The sequence below is a fragment of the Cohnella terricola genome (genome assembly GCF_007786475.1).
Classification (GTDB): domain Bacteria; phylum Bacillota; class Bacilli; order Paenibacillales; family Paenibacillaceae; genus Cohnella; species Cohnella terricola.
Map to the genome: position 1 here is coordinate 106,978 of NZ_VNJJ01000011.1, position 16,959 is coordinate 123,936.

General features: G+C 54.3%; 19 protein-coding genes and 1 pseudogene. 5 read left to right on the plus strand and 15 right to left on the minus strand.

The features are described from left to right. Positions 1-42: 42 nt before the first annotated feature. The 3 genes from dprA to sucC all read right to left on the minus strand — a co-directional run bounded on the left by dprA (position 43) and on the right by sucC (position 3,512). Entirely contained in the window at positions 43-1,239 is a 1,197-nt protein-coding gene (dprA, locus tag FPZ45_RS18050) for a DNA-processing protein DprA (protein WP_144705016.1), read from the minus strand. Positions 1,240-1,393: 154 nt separating this feature from the next. Next, positions 1,394-2,320: a succinate--CoA ligase subunit alpha gene (gene sucD, locus FPZ45_RS18055; protein WP_144705019.1), complete on the minus strand. Its 927-nt coding sequence runs from the start codon at positions 2,318-2,320 to the stop codon at positions 1,394-1,396. 31 nt (positions 2,321-2,351) lie between these two features. Beyond that, entirely contained in the window at positions 2,352-3,512 is a 1,161-nt protein-coding gene (gene sucC, locus FPZ45_RS18060) for an ADP-forming succinate--CoA ligase subunit beta (protein WP_144705022.1), read from the minus strand. A gap of 845 nt (positions 3,513-4,357) precedes the next feature. Here sucC and FPZ45_RS18065 point away from each other — a divergent pair. The 5 genes and pseudogenes from FPZ45_RS18065 (at position 4,358) to FPZ45_RS18080 (ending at position 7,633) form a co-directional block, all read left to right on the plus strand. Then, complete coding sequence (locus tag FPZ45_RS18065) at positions 4,358-5,935, plus strand: YifB family Mg chelatase-like AAA ATPase (RefSeq protein WP_144705025.1); 1,578 nt, start codon at positions 4,358-4,360, stop codon at positions 5,933-5,935. A 108-nt stretch (positions 5,936-6,043) separates the two neighbouring features. Further along, the gene (locus FPZ45_RS18070; RefSeq protein WP_144705028.1) at positions 6,044-6,268 is read left to right on the plus strand and encodes a hypothetical protein; all 225 of its coding nucleotides are present in this window, start codon (positions 6,044-6,046) and stop codon (positions 6,266-6,268) included. 317 nt (positions 6,269-6,585) lie between these two features. Further along, entirely contained in the window at positions 6,586-7,035 is a 450-nt protein-coding gene (locus FPZ45_RS18075; RefSeq protein WP_144705031.1) for a hypothetical protein, read from the plus strand. Between the two features lie 193 nt (positions 7,036-7,228). Next, positions 7,229-7,288: pseudogene (locus FPZ45_RS25960) on the plus strand (hypothetical protein); the annotation flags it as partial. Positions 7,289-7,324: 36 nt separating this feature from the next. After that, positions 7,325-7,633: a magnesium chelatase subunit ChlI family protein gene (locus FPZ45_RS18080; protein WP_342780076.1), complete on the plus strand. Its 309-nt coding sequence runs from the start codon at positions 7,325-7,327 to the stop codon at positions 7,631-7,633. Positions 7,634-7,652: 19 nt separating this feature from the next. Here the strand turns inward: FPZ45_RS18080 and FPZ45_RS18085 are convergent, their stop codons facing one another. The 12 genes from FPZ45_RS18085 to FPZ45_RS25405 form a co-directional block, all read right to left on the minus strand. Then, entirely contained in the window at positions 7,653-8,345 is a 693-nt protein-coding gene (locus FPZ45_RS18085) for a GTP pyrophosphokinase (protein WP_246120489.1), read from the minus strand. 91 nt (positions 8,346-8,436) lie between these two features. Then, on the minus strand, positions 8,437-9,303 hold the full coding sequence (hflC, locus tag FPZ45_RS18090; RefSeq protein WP_144705040.1) for a protease modulator HflC: 867 nt from the start codon (positions 9,301-9,303) through the stop codon (positions 8,437-8,439). Continuing rightward, positions 9,300-10,316, minus strand: coding sequence for an FtsH protease activity modulator HflK (hflK, locus tag FPZ45_RS18095; RefSeq protein ID WP_342780075.1), 1,017 nt, complete (start codon positions 10,314-10,316; stop codon positions 9,300-9,302). Before hflK ends, hflC begins: the two co-directional genes overlap by 4 nt. Positions 10,317-10,473: 157 nt before the next feature. Beyond that, positions 10,474-10,881 (minus strand): YraN family protein, encoded by a 408-nt coding sequence (locus FPZ45_RS18100; RefSeq protein WP_144705043.1) that lies wholly within the window; start codon positions 10,879-10,881, stop codon positions 10,474-10,476. A 14-nt stretch (positions 10,882-10,895) separates the two neighbouring features. Further along, entirely contained in the window at positions 10,896-11,216 is a 321-nt protein-coding gene (locus FPZ45_RS18105) for an EscU/YscU/HrcU family type III secretion system export apparatus switch protein (protein WP_144705046.1), read from the minus strand. Beyond that, positions 11,213-13,060 carry a hypothetical protein gene (locus FPZ45_RS18110; protein WP_144705049.1) on the minus strand — a complete coding sequence of 616 codons (1,848 nt, stop codon included), beginning with the start codon at positions 13,058-13,060 and terminating at the stop codon, positions 11,213-11,215. The genes FPZ45_RS18105 and FPZ45_RS18110 overlap by 4 nt, the downstream gene beginning before the upstream one ends. Positions 13,061-13,143: 83 nt before the next feature. Further along, positions 13,144-13,770: a ribonuclease HII gene (locus FPZ45_RS18115; RefSeq protein ID WP_144705051.1), complete on the minus strand. Its 627-nt coding sequence runs from the start codon at positions 13,768-13,770 to the stop codon at positions 13,144-13,146. 76 nt (positions 13,771-13,846) lie between these two features. Continuing rightward, complete coding sequence (locus FPZ45_RS18120) at positions 13,847-14,524, minus strand: DUF4166 domain-containing protein (protein WP_144705053.1); 678 nt, start codon at positions 14,522-14,524, stop codon at positions 13,847-13,849. Continuing rightward, the gene (locus tag FPZ45_RS18125) at positions 14,521-15,471 is read right to left on the minus strand and encodes a DoxX-like family protein (RefSeq protein ID WP_144705055.1); all 951 of its coding nucleotides are present in this window, start codon (positions 15,469-15,471) and stop codon (positions 14,521-14,523) included. Before FPZ45_RS18125 ends, FPZ45_RS18120 begins: the two co-directional genes overlap by 4 nt. Then, positions 15,461-15,913: a thiol-disulfide oxidoreductase DCC family protein gene (locus FPZ45_RS18130; RefSeq protein ID WP_144705057.1), complete on the minus strand. Its 453-nt coding sequence runs from the start codon at positions 15,911-15,913 to the stop codon at positions 15,461-15,463. Before FPZ45_RS18130 ends, FPZ45_RS18125 begins: the two co-directional genes overlap by 11 nt. 227 nt (positions 15,914-16,140) lie before the next feature. Then, positions 16,141-16,767: a response regulator transcription factor gene (locus FPZ45_RS18135; protein ID WP_144705059.1), complete on the minus strand. Its 627-nt coding sequence runs from the start codon at positions 16,765-16,767 to the stop codon at positions 16,141-16,143. Positions 16,768-16,808: 41 nt separating this feature from the next. Beyond that, positions 16,809-16,955, minus strand: a complete 147-nt coding sequence (locus FPZ45_RS25405) for a hypothetical protein (protein ID WP_186438453.1) — start codon at positions 16,953-16,955, stop codon at positions 16,809-16,811. Between the last annotated feature and the right edge of the window lie 4 nt (positions 16,956-16,959).

Genomic DNA, 16,959 nt, shown 5'->3' on the forward strand with positions numbered 1-16,959 from the left:
TACGGTCGACAAGTCCTCGTGCCTATGATCTTATGCCTTCATTTAAAGGACATGATATACAGAACCGGGTTGTTGTTGAATTCGTCGTTTTATTAGTAAAGATAGCAGAACGGAGTGTAAAAGTCCAAATGTCATCCCCGAACGCACCGCCAATTCGTCGACGGAGCAAGGCTGATCAAGTATAAATTGGTAAATTCGAAGCTCATCGGCGCTTAAGACCACATTCTCAGTCATCTCCTTTTTCCCGGTATCTTTGTCGTCCTTCTCGCGGGAAGAGAAGGCGGGCAAGCGATGATGATACGCCTGGAAAATATCGTTCGCATCCAGCGCCGGATGAGCTCCCTTCCTGAAATATTCAAGAGCTCCCAGACTCTTCGGGGAAGACACCTGGCCGGGAACGACGAAGACGTCGCGGTTGTAGTCGAGGGCCAGATCGGCCGTAATGAGCGCGCCGCTTCTGCGCGCTGCTTCCACGACGATCACGCCGAAAGACAAACCTGCGATGATCCGATTGCGCAACGGGAATAATCCCGGTCTGAGAATCGTATCCGGAGGGCTCTCGGAAACGATCAGACCACGATCGGCCATCTCCGCGTATAACGCCTTGTTCTCGGGAGGGTAGATCGCATCCACTCCGCCCGCAACGACCGCTATCGTCCCGTATTCGGTCCGTAGCGCTCCTGAATGGGCGGCAGCGTCAATTCCCCTCGCCAGCCCGCTGACGACCGTCATTCGGCTCCCGCAGCCTTCTGCGAGCGTTCCTGCCGCATTCCGGCCGTATGCCGTAGCCACTCTCGTGCCGACGATCGCGATAGCCGGATTTCGAAGCAGCTCCAACCTCCCCCGATAATAAAGCACCCAAGGAGGATCGGATATTTGATAAAGCAGCTCCGGGTACTCATCATCCAAATAGGTGACGATTTTCATCTTCCCCGCCGCGTGGCGTATCCGTCTTCGTTCCGCAGATTCTGGCCGCATATTATGTTCGACCGCCGCGGCTTGCCTTGGCGTCATACCCCGCTCGCGCCAATCCCCTGCCCTGAAATCGGCCGAATGCCTGAGAGAACCCGGACGTTGCCCAGCACCATGCAGCAGAGCCTTCGCGATCGTAACTCTCCCTACGCCTTCCGTCTCATGCAGCGCGATGAGCACCTCCCGGGAGATCCCCGTCGATAACGCTTCTACTTTCGTTACCGCTCTTACCGATTCACTGTCGCCGTTCTTACGTCTATCGGTCATTTACCCTCGCTCTCCTCTCGCTCATATGACGGCAAACGCGAAAAAGCCTTCCACGCCCTCAAGGGAGGGGGCGGAAGGCTGCTTGCCTTGCCGATTCGTCCGGGAGACCGTTCGGGTATCCGTTCGAATTCACTCATATAAAGCTAATGTACCATTAACCTTTGCACTTTTCCAGCAAACCTTTTTCCTCGAGCACGGCGACAAGAGTCGCGCCCATGTCGGAAGGCGTCGGAGCGACGCGAATTCCGTTGGCTTCGAGCACGGCGATCTTCTCGGCTGCCGTTCCTTTGCCGCCGGAGATGATCGCGCCCGCATGGCCCATCCGTTTCCCCGGAGGCGCCGTTGCGCCGCCGATGAAACCGACGACAGGTTTTGTCATGTTGGCTTTGATCCATTCCGCCGCTTCTTCTTCCGCCGTTCCGCCGATCTCGCCGATCATGATGACCGCATACGTATCCGGATCTTCATTGAACAGCTTCAGAATGTCGATGAACTCGGAACCTTTAACCGGGTCACCGCCGATGCCGACAGCCGAAGATTGGCCGATGCCGCGAGTCGTCAGTTGATGCACGGCTTCGTAAGTGAGCGTACCGCTGCGGGATACGACGCCTACATGGCCCTTCTTATGGATATAACCCGGCATGATGCCGATTTTGATTTCTTCCGGCGTAATGACGCCCGGGCAGTTCGGTCCGATCAGGCGCGTTTTCTTGCCTTCCATGAACCGTGTAACTTTGACCATGTCGAGCACCGGAATGCCTTCCGTGATGCAGATGACAAGATCAAGCTCCGCGTCGACCGCTTCCATGATGGAGTCGGCCGCGAACGGAGGCGCGACATAAATAACGGATGCCGTTGCGCCCGTAGCCGCTACCGCTTCCTTGACCGTATTGAAGATCGGAAGAGTCACTTTCGTGCCGTTCTCCAGATCGAAATCGATCGTTTGGCCGCCTTTGCCCGGCGTAACGCCGCCGACCATCTGCGTGCCGTATTCCAAAGCACCTTTGGCATGGAAAGATCCCGTTGCGCCCGTGATGCCTTGGGTGATGACCTTGGTATTTTTATCGATTAAAATACTCATGATTATACACTCCCCGGTATGTTTCCCCTTGTCATTTCACAAGCGAAACGATTTTTTGAGCGCCGTCGGACATCGAATCCGCGGCCACGATGTTCAGGCCGGATCCATTCAGAATTTCTTTGCCCAGATTGACGTTCGTTCCTTCCAAACGCACGACGAGCGGTTTGTCGAGGCCAAGTTCGCGTGCAGCCGCAACAACGCCTTCCGCGATGACGTCACACTTCATGATGCCGCCGAAAATGTTGACGAAAATCCCTTTGACGTTCGCATCGGAAAGAATGATCTTGAACGCTTCGGTGACTTTCTCTTTCGTCGCGCCGCCGCCTACGTCCAGGAAGTTCGCAGGAGAACCGCCGAAATATTTGATAATGTCCATCGTAGCCATCGCCAGGCCGGCGCCGTTAACCATGCAGCCGATGTTGCCGTCGAGGGCGATATAGCTCAGATCGAACTTGGAAGCTTGAATTTCCTTCTCGTCTTCTTCGTCCAGGTCGCGAAGCTCGACAATGTCCTTATGACGGAACAGCGCGTTGGAATCGAAGTTCAGCTTCGCGTCCAGTGCCATAACGTCTCCGGAGCCGGTCACGACGAGCGGGTTGATCTCCGCGATGGAGCAATCCTTTTCTTCGAACGCTTTGTACAGAGCGAGCATGAATTTGATCGCTTTATTCGCAAGCTCGACTGGAATGTTGATGTCGAGTGCCAATTGGCGAGCTTGGAAAGTTTGCAATCCGACTGCCGGATCGATAACCACTTTAATGATTTTCTCAGGGGAATTAGCGGCGACTTCTTCGATATCCATGCCGCCTTCTTCCGAACCCATCATGACGACGCGGCCCGTTCCGCGATCGACAACGACTCCAAGATAATATTCTTTCTTGATGTCGCAGCCTTCTTCGATCAGAAGACGCTTGATTTCTTTGCCTTCAGGTCCCGTCTGATGCGTGACCAGCACTTTGCCTAGCAATTCTTTCGCGTAGTTCGCGACATCGTCCAAGTTTTTGGCGATTTTGACCCCGCCCGCTTTACCGCGTCCGCCCGCGTGAATCTGGGCTTTGACTACGGTTACAGGGCTTCCGAGTTCTTTCGCGGCGCTGACGGCTTCGTCGACGGTAAACGCCACTTTGCCGCGAGGCACGTTAACGCCATACTGCCTCAAGACTTCCTTGCCTTGATACTCATGAATATTCATGATCTGGCATCCTCCCGTTGTGCGCAATAATATCTGGTGCGGCTGATCGGTAGGCGCAAACGCCGAGATCAGCCTTCACAGCTTGCCTCATGCAGCGATGCAAGCAAGCATCGCGAATAGCCGTTACATAGATTAATAAATCGATTATGTAACAAAACCTTCATCATTGTATCACTATTTGATGTTCGCTTCCTCATTTTTTCATCAAATTATTAGTCTGATTTGGCAATGGTTTCATCTCATTTTGATATGGAAACACCCCAAACATATCTATATTTTGTGATAAGTACGATTTTTATTCCCCTGCTGGACGGCTTTCCGGATAGTGTATCCTGAATCGGAAGACATAACCTCCATTATCGAGCCGTTTGTTTGCCATCGTTCTTGCGACGGTTACGTCCAGTTCGCGAGTTGTTTTATTTCGAGTCATTCCTCTGCCGATGTCCCTCAGTCCGCGAGTTGTACGATTTTTTCGAGTTATTCCACTGCTGAAGCCCCTCAGTGAGCGAGTTGTACGATTTTTTCGAGTAATTCCACTGCTTGAAGCCCCTCAGTGAGCGAGTTGTACGATTATTTCGAGTAATTCCTGCGCTGATGCCCAATAGTCCGCGAGTTATACGTTTTTTTCGAGTTATTCCACTGCTGAAGCCCCTCAGTGAGCGAGTTGTACGATTTTTTCGAGTAATTCCTGCACTGATGCCCAATAGTCCGCGAGCTGTACGATTATACAACGGCGACCGCCGTTGACAGCGCCGTCTCGTCCTTGTATGCTTGAGTCAATAGAAGTGCCGGAGAGGAAGCACCTTCCGCGTCTAACGAATCGTTGACGGAGGAAGGTGTTTTTTTTGTATGCCAAAATCATGAGCGCTAGCGTTTTCGGAATTGAAGGCCGCTTGATCGAGGTCGAAGTCAATATCAGCTCCGGCTTGCCGCAAGTCAGTGTTGTCGGGCTGCCCGATTCCGCGGTGCGCGAATCTGTCGAGCGGGTAAGGGCAGCCATTCAGAACGGGGGCATGAAGTTTCCGCTGGACCGGATTACAATCAATCTCGCGCCTGCGGATTTGCGCAAGGAAGGCAGCGCCTTCGATCTGGCCATCGCCGCCGGCATATTGTGCGCGAGCGGGCAAGTCGATAATCTTTTGCTGGAAAACACGCTGTTCATCGGAGAATTGGCGCTGAACGGCACGGTTCGCAACGTGCCCGGCGTCCTGCCGATGACCGAGCTGGCGCGCCGGATCGGCGCCGCCAAAGTCGTCGTTCCGGATACGGCCGTTGACGAAGCCTCGTTGATTCCGGGAATCGAAGTATTCGGGGTTTCTTCGCTGTCGCAGTGGATTCGCGGCACGTCGGCGGAAGAATCGGCCGAGACGCCGCCTGGCGAGATTCCCGGCTTTAAGGATGAGCGGGTTCGCCGCTTCGGCCGTTCCGTTAGCGGAACAAAGGCGGAAGGAACAAAGGAGGCGGAAGTCGATCTCTCCGACGTCGTCGGCCAAGAGCAAGGCAAGAGAGCTCTGATCATCGCGGCCAGCGGCATGCATAACTTGCTGTACGTCGGACCTCCCGGCACCGGCAAAACGATGCTCTGCCGGAGATTGCCCACGATCTTGCCGGAGCTCGGCGACGAAGAAGCGCTGGCCGTCACGAAAATCATGAGCGTTAGCGGCAAATTGGACCGCAGTTATAACGGTCTCGTTCGCGCTAGGCCGTTCCGAACGCCGCATCACTCGATCTCGGCAGCCGGCCTGATCGGCGGCGGTTCGATCCCCAAGCCGGGGGAAGCGACGCTTGCTCATCACGGCATTCTGTTCCTGGACGAGATGCCGGAATTTTCTCGCGTATGTCTGGAGGCGCTGCGTCAACCGCTCGAGGACCGCGCAGTGACGATCGGCCGCGCCCGCGGCGTTTGCCGTTTCCCGGCAAGCTTCATGCTGGCTGCATCGATGAATCCGTGTCCTTGTGGTTTTAACGGAGGCGGCGTGACTGACCGTCCGTGCATTTGCACGCCGACAGCGGTCTCCAGATACCGGGCGCGCATGTCCGGACCGCTCTCCGACCGCATCGATCTGCAAGTCGAATTGCCTCGCCAATCGGTACCGACTTCCTCGACCAAAGGCATGTCGTCCGCCCAAGCCAGGGAGATCGTCTGCGACGCTGCGGCAAGACAAGCCAGACGGTATGCGAGGCACGGCATTCAATGGAATAGCCAACTGCAAGGGCCGCTTCTTAGAAAATACGCGAAGCTGCCGTCCGATGCCGAAATGCTCCTTCAGGACGTTTACGATCAGCTCGGCCTCAGTTTTCGCGCGCACGATCGCATTCTGAAAATATCCCGCACGATCGCGGACTTGGCCGGACGCGAATCCATCCGAGCGGAAGACGTGGCCGAAGCGATCAGTTATCGTTGCTTGGATCAGGCGAATTAATCAATCGGGTAGGAGGCTGCATCGACCGTAGTCTCCCTGCTTCGCGACGTGGAAGCCGGGGAATTGTCGGTGCGTCCCGGCAGCACGAAAAAGAGGTCTACGCATTACGTGGCGATTGTGTACCTTCTCGTACGTGCAGGGCTTCGCGTATCGGAACTTTTAGCGTTAGACATTGACGACGTAACGATAACGCCTAGAAGCGGACTCGTCAACGATAAGGGCGCAGCTATTACGGCGGTCGCTGAACTACTGGTACATAGCAACATTACCGTTACGAACCGATACAGTAAGCCGAGGTTCGATCAGCTTACACAACTAATTGACCGGGATTAAATCCAAGTGTCACAACGTACAGAAACAGCGCGACATAACGTCTTAGAAATCGGCGGAGTAGCCACCGTCCTTTCCTCGCGTTGTTCATTCGCGGAATTCTTCCAAGTGGGGCATCGATCGAAGCGAAGCGATCAGCGTCTGTTTCGTGTTGTTTTTGAATCTTGAAATTCAAATGATTAAAACGTAAACCTTTTTGTTAAAAACCAAATACACAACTAATAAGAAATACGAAAATTTTCCATAATTGTATTTACAATAATACACTAAAAAGGTACGATGAAGTAGAAAAAACAAAAATTAGAGGAGATGATTTATTTATGAAAAAAATTACTTTCACTGTATTAGGGGCTATTTGTATACTTTTCGCAAGTATTACCCCCGTTTTTGCTGCTACTGTGAATGAATCTGAGCCTAACAACACATTTGCGACCGCTAATACTTTTAATTTGGGAGATACCCTCGTAGGTGCCATCAGTTCAGGTACCGATACTGACCATTTTTATGTTTCCATTCCAACCGATAAATACCTTGCGTATAATATTAACTTTAAGATGTCTGGCGGAGATTCAAGTGTAACTTATAAAGTTTCCGTTTATAAAAGTACTGATACAACCACAGCGGTTGATTCCTTTACTTTCACTGGCGGGGGTCCCTACTCAACACGATTGGTTAGTATGAAAACAGACGCTTCGTACTACGTGAAAATTTCTTCTAATGACGGTACTAGTTCTTCAACGACTAAATATAATGTTTATATTTACAAATAACATGATTTAAAGGATGGGGCGAGACCTGAAGTAAGCACCTTTTCCGTCAGTATCGATTATGACGGTGAATGGTGCTTATTTCATTTCACGGTAGGTTTTGAACGAGTTGCCTTCAGAATTAAAAGCAATTATTGGAAGGTCGGCGATCGTGTGCGACATTCACAGGATGCGATCTTGAGCGCGAAAGCTAAGAAAATACCGGGCGCGCATGTCCGGACCGCTCCCCGACCGTATCGATATGCAAGTCGAATTGCCTCGCCAATCGATACCGTCTTCCTCGACCAAAGGCATGTCGTCCGCCCAAGCCAGGGAGATCGTCTGCGACGCTGCGGCAAGACAATCCAGACGGTATGCGAGGCACGGCATTCAATGGAATAGCCAACTGCAAGGACCGCTTCTTAGAAAATACGCGAAGCTGCCGTCCGATGCCGAAATGCTTCTTCAGGACGTTTACGATCAACTGGGCTTAAGCTTTCGAGCTCACGATCGCATTCTGAAAATATCCCGCACGATCGCGGACTTGGCCGGACGCGAATCCATCCGAGCGGAAGACGTGGCCGAAGCGATCAGTTATCGTTGCTTGGATCAGGCGAATTAATCAAAAAAAAACAAGGAAACTAAACGTTTCCTTGTCCGGCATCGATCAGATCGAGCAGCGCTGCGGGAATATGAAATTCTTGGTCGCGGATAATGATCCGCTTCGATCCCGTTTTCTCGTGTTCCATATTATGTTCTTTAATCTCGGAAATCTCGTTGTGCAGCCTTTCCATCTGCTTATCCAAAGCCGCGGCGGAATCCGCCGCTCCCTTGAGTTCCTGCAGTAATCTCGGAGGAACGGCCTCGTTGTATTTGTAGAAAATCTTATGCTCCAGGCTCGCCCAGAAATCCATCGCGATCGTCCGGATTTGCACTTCGACGCACACCTGCTCCTGCCGATCGGACATGTAGACGGGAACTTCAACGATCAAATGCAAGCTTTGATAACCGTTCGGCTTCGGATTTTGGATGTAGTCCTTCGATTCCACGATCTTCAAGTCGCTTTGATTCCGCAGCATGTCATTGATCCGATAGATGTCGGAAACGAAGGAACAGGTGATGCGCAAACCCGCGATATCCTTGATGTTCTGCCGAATGCTTGGAAACGAAAGATCGCAGCGCTTGCGCTGGATTTTGTTGATGATGCTTTCCGGCGTCTTCAGACGGGATTTCGTATGTTCGATTGGATTATAGTCGTGAAGAAAATGGAATTCTTCCTTGAGAATCTCGATTTTCGTCTCCAAGGAGTCAAGCGCGAATTTGTACATCATCATGAACCGGGTGATTTCATCCTTGAAACGTTTGAATTGCTCCATCGGCAGCGGTAGATTTGTCAGATTAACTCACCCTCTAGATTAGGCTGGATTATTTGCCCAGTAGTATGCGAGTGTACGGCGAATCGATCGGCATCATAATGACCGGATCGTTGTCCATTGTCGTCACGTAGCTTTGCAATGTCCGGTAGAATCGATAGAATTCGGGATCTTTCCCGTAAGCATCGTTATAGATTCTCGCGGCTTCCTGCTCGCCTTGCGCAACGATCTTCTTGGCGTCGGCTTCCGCCTGGGCGATCAGCTCCGTAGCCGTACGGTCGGCCTTGGACGTAACCTTACGGGATTCTTCGTCGCCCTCGGACAAGTAACGGGCAGCGATCGACTCCCGGTCCGAGATCATCCGGTTGTATACGCTCTGCTTGTTCCCTTCCGGAAGGTCGGTCCTCTTGATCCGGACGTCGACGATCTCGATGCCGTAGTTGTCGCGCACGAACGCGGACGCCACATCGTTCGTAATGTCGTCGTTAATGTTGCCGCGCGCCGTATTCTCACTAATAATATTATCATAATTGACTTCGGAAAGCTTGCGCCGGACGGAATTGAATACGGCCTCGTCGATCCGCTGGATGCCGCCGGACACCGTCTGAACGGTTCTCAAGAATCTCTGCGGATTATCGATTCTCCATACGGTATAGTTATCGACGATGATCGGCTTCTTGTCCTTCGTCAAAATCTGCGTCGGATTGCTTTCGTAGGTCATCTGATATTTCGGAAGCGCGGAGACGCTCTCGATAAAAGGAATTTTGAAGTTCAAACCCGGACTTTCCACCACTCGGACCGCTTCGCCGAATTTCAGCACGACTTTGTACTCGCCTTCTTTCACGACGAATAGCGAACCGGAAACGAGTATCAAACCTACGACGATCGCCCCTAGCCATAAGCCTAACTTTTTGCTCATTGTCCAGCCCCTCCTTGAGATGTCCCTGCCGGAGACGATGCGGAACCCGTACTGCGCATCAACTCGTTAATCGGCAAATATTTCACTGTGTCTCCGCTCGAATCGGTAATGAAGATTTTTGCTTTCGGCAATATTTTCTCCAGCGTCTCCATAATGAGCCGGCTTTCCGTGACGCCTTTGTTCTTCGCGTATTCCGCGTAGATGGCGTTGAATTGCGCCACGTCCCCTTCGGCGTTCAGAATACGGGATTTCTTCGCGGCTTCCGCGTTCTCGATGAGCGCCTGGGCTTCCCCGCGCGCTTTCGGAATTTTGTCGTTCTCGTATTTGGCGGCGTTGTTGATTTTCGTGTTTTTCTCTTCCCGGGCGTTCGTCACTTTCTGGAACGCCTCTTCGACTTGCCCACTCGGAGGCTCGATGTCCTGGAACTTGATGTCGATGATCTGAATGCCGGTCTGGTATTTCGCTTGAAGATCGATCAACTGCTTCCGAACCTTTTCTTGGATTTCCGTTTTCCCATCCGTAATCGCGTAATCGAGCTTCTCCGAGCCGATGACGGAACGAATGGATGAGCTAGCGGCGTTGCGCAAAAATTGCTCCGGATTATCGATGTTATATAAGTACTCGTGGATATTGCTTATTTTCCACTGGACGACCGCGTCCGCGGACACGATATTCTCGTCGCCCGTAATCATCATCGATTCTTCTTCGACCGGCGTAACGATATCACCGTTTTGGCGGTAACCGATATGTATCCGTTGGGTCAGTTCCGCCGGCACGATGATGACCTGCTGGATCGGATACGGCCATTTGAAATGCAAGCCCGCCGTCGAATCGCCCGAATATTTGCCGAAGGTCAGAATAGCTGCTCTTTCCTGTTCCTGCACCGTATAGAAGGAAGAGTACGCGATCAGAGCCGCGAATAAGACGGCGACGCCGATGCCGATTTTCTTCAGTAAACCCGGCGGCAAATCGAGCTGACTTTTGTGTTGGTTCGATGTGTTCATTGGTTCCATTTCGTTTAGAGCCTCCCTTGAATTCATGTCTCTATTAATACTCTTACGTTACGGACTTGAAAATCGTTTCATAATAAATGGAAAGCAGGTATCCTCTCGCAAAAAGGAGCCATCCCGCTGTCCGCGAAATCGCTCCTTATGACCTATCCATATCAACTTAAAATGCTCCCGGAATATGCGCGATCTCCGCTCCGGCGACCACGCCTCCGAAAGTAACCGCGATCACGTCGAACCGAACGGGACATTGCGGTTCCGAAACCTGTTTCAAATATACGGAGGCAACTGCGCGTACTTGACGGCACTTGCGCGGTGTAACGGCTTCAATGGCCGAACCGAAACGGGTCGGATTGGTGCGGGAACGCACCTCGACGAAAACGAGCGTCGAGCCGTCCCGAGCGATCAAATCGATCTCACCGAGACGGCAGCGCCAATTGCGCTCCGCCACGACATAACCCGCTTTTCGCAAATATTCGACCGCAGCGTCCTCTCCCGCTCGGCCCGTGGCGATCTTGCCGTTTCCGGCACCTGGCGCCCCTTTTTCCGGAAGTTTATCACGTTCATCCATTGGCGTAGACCACCTTATAACGGTGATTTGGAATTGGATTTGGCATGCAGCCCCGCGCGCCGGTCCGAACGGTACACGAAGCTCAGCACTTCCGCGACGAGCTTGTAAAGCTCCGGCGGGATTTCCTGGTTCAAATCGAGCTTGGAGAGCACTTCCACCAAAGACGAGTCTTCCTGCAGCGGCACGCCATTCTCCTGCGCGCGCCGCATTATCTCATCCGCGATAACGCCTTGCCCTTTGGCGACAACGATCGGCGCCGAGCCTTGCTCGGAGTCGTATTTCAGCGCAACCGCTTTTTTCGGCACGTTTTTCTTGTCCGGTCCCGCTTGATTCATGCTCTGTAGTCGACTCCCTTGTACGGTTTGGCGGCATAGGCGCTGGCCATAGCCGCTCTATTCGCACCTTCGGCCGAAAGAGCCGAAGCAGCCGATCCGTTCTTCCAATCGGGAAGCGGAGCTGCAGAGAGCGATAACAGCTGAAACCCGGAAGACGACATCCCCTCGACCAATTCCTCGCGAGCGTTATCGAGCAGTTCGGTCATGCCGGGAAAATCGCTAAGCAACTTCAAGGAAACAATGCGGTCCACTACTTGCACGTCCACGATCGTATCGCCGAGATGACGCATCCGCAAATCAAACAGCAGATGGCAGTTGTTAACGTCCCATTCGCCCTTGCGGCCGCGCCTTGTCTGTACATGGACGGTAGCCGTCGTATCGCCGTCCGCGCCTTTCATCGGCACGAACAGCGTCATATGGCTGAATGGAGCCGCCATGCCGCGATCCGAAGACAGCAGCAGTTGCTGACCCGTCACTTGACCCGCGAGCGTCTGCGCGGCTTCGCGCAGCGCGGGCGGCACGTCGTCGCGCGACGCAAGGGCGAGCAGCGCACCCTTGAGCGTCTCCGCGGATGGCCGCGCCTCCTGCCCGGAGGCTTCCGCCCCTCCAGGCGTATGGGCAGCGCCCGCGCCCGGACCGGCGTCACCGCCGCCGGGCAAACGCGCCTCGGCGGCGTGCAGGAGCTGACGCTCATGCCCGACGCCGAGCCATTGGAGGAAGCGGCCGATCCACGCCGCTTCCGGTTTTGGCGCCGACGCCGGCGAAGCCGTCGCGTCGGCACGGCCTTCGGAGCGGCGGCCGTCCGCGGCCGCGCCATCCGCAGCAGCGGGGCGATTCGCCGCCGCTGCCCGCTCTTCGGCCACCGGAGCCGGGGCGGCCGGCACTGAAGCAGCCGGTCGCGAAGCTTCCGGCTGCGCCGCATTTGCCGGCGTCGCGGACGTTTGCGCCGGCGTCTGGGCCGCTTGCCCCGCCAGCGACTGCGCTTGCGGGACCGCGGCTCTTGCCGCACCGCTCTCGCCACCGGCCTGCGGCGACGCGTTCGCGGCTGTTCTCGCCGCTTCGCCACCCGTCTGCGGCGGCGCCGTCGTGCCTGCCTGAGGCGTAATGGCCGCCTCGGGCTTTGCCGTGCTCGCGCGCGGATCTCCCGTCAGCATCGCCTCTCCTTCAGAGAGAATGGACGCGCCTTGCGCGAGCAAAGCTTGTAATCGTTGCCCCAGCGCCGCCGTCTCTGGAGAAGGCGGCTTGGCGCCGCCTAACCAGCTGTCGAGCGCCGACCGCAAGTTCGCCAATTCCTCGTGAACAGGCTGTCCGTACAAGGCCTGCCGCAGCGAGGACAGCGTCGTCTCGGTCGGCTTCAGCCCTCTTCGGAAAGCGACGTCCGCCGCGTTCAGCCACGATTCGGCTTCTACTCCGGGCGGCTTCATTGCCATAGCGGTGTTAAAGTGCGCGGCCGTTTCTTTTCCGATCGGATAGCCGTCCCGCTTCAGGCCTCGCAACAATTCCATTGCCCACTTCTGCTCCGGCATCCCGAACGTCTTCAGAACGTCCTTCAGCCCTTCCTCCGGCATGCCCTCCAGCAAATCCGCCAGCGGTTTTAATGCAATCAATCCGCCCGCGCCGCCTGGTTGGACTTGCAGAAGCGTGCTTCTTCCGAGAGGCATGTCCGCCGCAAGCTTTGCCCGCACGTGTACCCCGTTAATATTGACGAGCGCCTCCTGATTGTCCATCAGTTCTAGAAGCACGCCCCTAACGATTTGACCGATGCGCAGTTCCAGCGACTTCGCATCCGCCGGCTGCGCGTCGCCCATCATGGCCCTGATCATTGGGCCGATATTCATGCTCATCCGGCATCCTCCTTGCGAAACCTATATCCCTTATATCGGTCGTTTAACCGCTCGGATTGAATGTTTTTCTCACCATTCCGCCGTTAAAACAGCATCTGTTGCTCGACGTTCATACCTTTCAGGAAGCTGCGGCGATGAAGCGGAGTGGGACCGAGCTCCTGCAATGCCTCGCGATGAACTTTCGTGGCATAACCTTTATGTACCGCAATCCCGTAACCGGGATAAAGCGCATCCCACACATCCGCGCACAGCCGGTCTCTCGTGACCTTGGCGATAATCGAGGCAGCGGCGATCGATTGGCTTAAGCTGTCGCCCTTGATGATTGCCGTCTGACTGATGTCCAGATCCACGTTTTCCGCGTCGACGAGAAGATGCTCTGGCGCTAGGCCAAGCCCCTGTATCGCTTGTTTCATCGCTAGCCTGGACGCTTGCCGGATATTGATCGCGTCAATCACGGACGGCTCGACTCTCCCTACCGACCACGCAACGGCTTCTTCTATGATTTTTTCATATAGTTTGTCTCGTTTTTTCTCGCTAAGCTGCTTCGAGTCGTTCACTTCCTCAAGCACGAGCCCGACCGGCAAAATGACCGCGGCCGCCACGACATCGCCGAACAAGCATCCCCGCCCGACCTCGTCGACGCCGGCGATCGCCGTCAAACCTTGCGCCCACAGCCCGCTTTCGTACTGCAATCGATTGATTTCTTCCATATCCGATAAGCCTCCTGCATCTGTTCCTCCTCCATTGTCCAATATCGCCGCCGTAATGCCAAGTATTATTTTGGGCTCATTCCCTTCGTTCTTCCCGCAGCGGTTTTACGTCGAGAGGCAGTGTCGCCACATCCCGCCGCTCGAAGCGCGCTTGAAACCGCCCATTGTAGCGGAAAACAGGGCCAAGAAGCGGATTCGTAACGTTAACGGAAATTTTGAACGTTTCTTCCTCGTCGTCGTACCATTCGCACACATCGGCGATTCCCGTCAGCCGTTTTGGAAACCGGAATCCGACGGGGCCTTCGTAGAAGCGCTGCTCTCCCGATCGGATTTGAATGCCGCCGTTGGCCTTCGCCTTCATTTGCAGATCCACCGCCAGATGCTGTTTCGTTCCGAGGTAATCGACGATTCCCTGCCTCCGATCGCTGTAGATCATGGTCGCGTCGAAGCTTCGGACCGCATTCCGGAACTTGAATTTGCGGCACCAAGTAACTGTCTCCCTGCCAAATGAATCCACATAAGCATAGTTGCCGATCGTAAAAGGGACATCCACGCCGCCTTGCGGGAACATAATATGGCGCAGCGTCCCGGCATATAGCGGAATCGCCGCCCACTTCGAATACCAGATCCGCTCCATCACACCGTGTCCGACCGATGAGATGCCGTCCTTGCTGCTGAAGCCGAAACGTTCTTGAATTCGCGGATGCAGCTTGCGAAAATCGTTGCCTAATGCTTGTTCATATATCGATGTCATGATTTCCCTTTTCCTCTCTTCACGTCGTTGGATTGGCCGACGGGTTTGCGACGGCAACGCGCGGCGTTCGGCAGTTCATCCGCCGTTCGGGCGGCTGCGGCTCCAAGACCCGCCATCGCGAGGCCAAGCGTGAGCGGATTAAACGGGTCCTTCAACATATTCGGCATTCCCGTCAGTGCCGCGACCCCGAGCGCGAGCAACGCTACAGCCTGAAGCTTGTACGCCCACTTTTTCCGGTGGTTCGCGACAAGCACGAAAGCCAGGCCGATTTCTCCGATGCCGACCAGCGGCAGCACGATTTCCTCCAAGCCGGAAAACCACCCCGTCTGCCTAAGGAGCGCCAGCTCTCCGCTTTCCGGGTACAGCAGCTTGGGCACGATTCCTTGGTACAACCATAAAAAAGCAAGCAATAATAGCGAAGAATAATGCACGATCGCCTTTTCCGCGCTGACAGCAGGATAGATTCCTTTTTCCAGCCAAAGCCTCAGCCTGTCGAAGCTCCAAGCTGTCGCGTACCCGAACAGCGGCCGAAACAGCAAGCGATCCAGCCATTTCCCCCCGATTCCAAACCGGGTATCGTAATCGTATCTCGTCTTAAAAACTATCCCTTTACCGGTCTCTCCAGGTTCGTATTTCCAGTAACCCCCGCCTTTGCGGATCAACGAAATGCGTTGCTTGGACCCGAAACTGAGCGTAGAAAGGCGGCTTCCTATCCCAACGTCGATCGTCGCCTTTGTCTCCCCCGTCCCGGCGATATCCAATCCGAACCCGATTCGCGTGCGATACAGGAACGCCTGCCGTTCCTCATCATCCGGCTTGGGTAAGTAAGTAATGTCGGAAAACCGCAGATCCCACTGCCGATGTAGCTCGGGCTCCTGCGTATGCTTCCACAGCGTCTCCATATCTGCATCTACGTCGATTTCGACATAAATCGGTTTAGATTTCATCCCGCCATTCCTCCGTTCCATCTTCCACAAACCGCCCGCGCACATCCGGCGTCGGAACGAGGCAGCGATCATGACGGCCGAACCAACCGTAACGCCGTGCGGCAATCCAATCGTAGACCTTGTCCCTCAGCGCGCGAGGGACCGCCATGCCCGCATAAGTCAACGCCCACGGCATCCCTAGGCGGCGGCACGTTCGCAGAGCGGCCGTAGACTTCGTATAGAAACTTCCGTCCTCGATCATGACGAACGTATCCAGATCGTCCGCTCGCAATCCGCCTTCGCTCAGCAGCCGCTGCCCCAGACTCGACTGAAGAGACGCGAACCGGAATACCGCTTTGTGATCCCTCCGGATCACGAATCGCGCGATTCCGTGGCACAGATTGCACTGCCCGTCGATCAGCAATAGAATCGGCTTGCCCGTCGCTTTACTGCGTCCGTTCATTGTTCGACCTCCTTCACTGTCACCATTGTACCTGCAAAACCCTGTATCGCTTAAGTTCCAACTTTTCAGGTACAAAAGCCGATGGGGTACTACAAAACGTAGTCAGCAAGATAGACCGGTTTCCCGCATATCTCCTCCGTAGCGGAACGAATGGATATTATGCTCTCTGTATCGCCACAAAAAAGGACATCCGTAGCCGGACGTCCTTCTTCTCTATTGCCTGACTGTTACAGCCCTTTCCGGCGCACTTTCTCTACCGCTTCCTTGCTGCTCCTGGCCCCTAGTTTTTTGAGCATCTTGTTGATCTGGTTTTTGAGCGTGCTTTCGGCCTTGAACAGCTTCCGTTCGATCTGCGGCTGCGTATATCCTTCCTCCAAGAGTTCGAACACTTCCCGCTCCGCGGAAGTGAGCTCTTTCAGCTGCTCCTCCCGCTTGAGCCGGGTGAATTCCTTAAGCAAAGCCTCCATCGCCGCGGGGTGATGATAAGCGCTGCGAATCGCTTGCGGAATTTCTCGGAATCGGGTTTTCTCGATATAGTTGATCGCTCCGGCTGTAAATGCTTGGGTCATTGCGCTTTCGTCCTCGACCGAAGTGAGCATGATCATCTTCGCGGAAGTTCTCTCATGAATCTCCGCCGCAATTTGGATGCCTTCCATGCCGCCGTCGGTCAGTTGGATATCGAGAAGAGCCACGTCGAACGCCATCGTCCCAGACAGCCGAACCGCTTCCTCGTAACTCATCGCGGCGCCAACGACAAGCATGTCCGCCTCATCGTTAAGGAACGCCGTCATCGCTTTAATCCAATCCGGATCGTCCTCTACCAGCAGCACCTTGATTTGTTCGCCTGTTGCCATCTCTTCCCTCCGCTCAGAGCTAAACCGTACTCGCTTTTTTTTCAGCTATTCGACTTCATATCCCTTAATTTCTGATTGATATCGTCCAACGATCTTTGAATGGACTCCATCCTTCTCAGACCGGAATACTGATTGCCGATCATTCCGGCAAAACCGATGATGATTACGATAATTAGAAATAATAGCAAAATA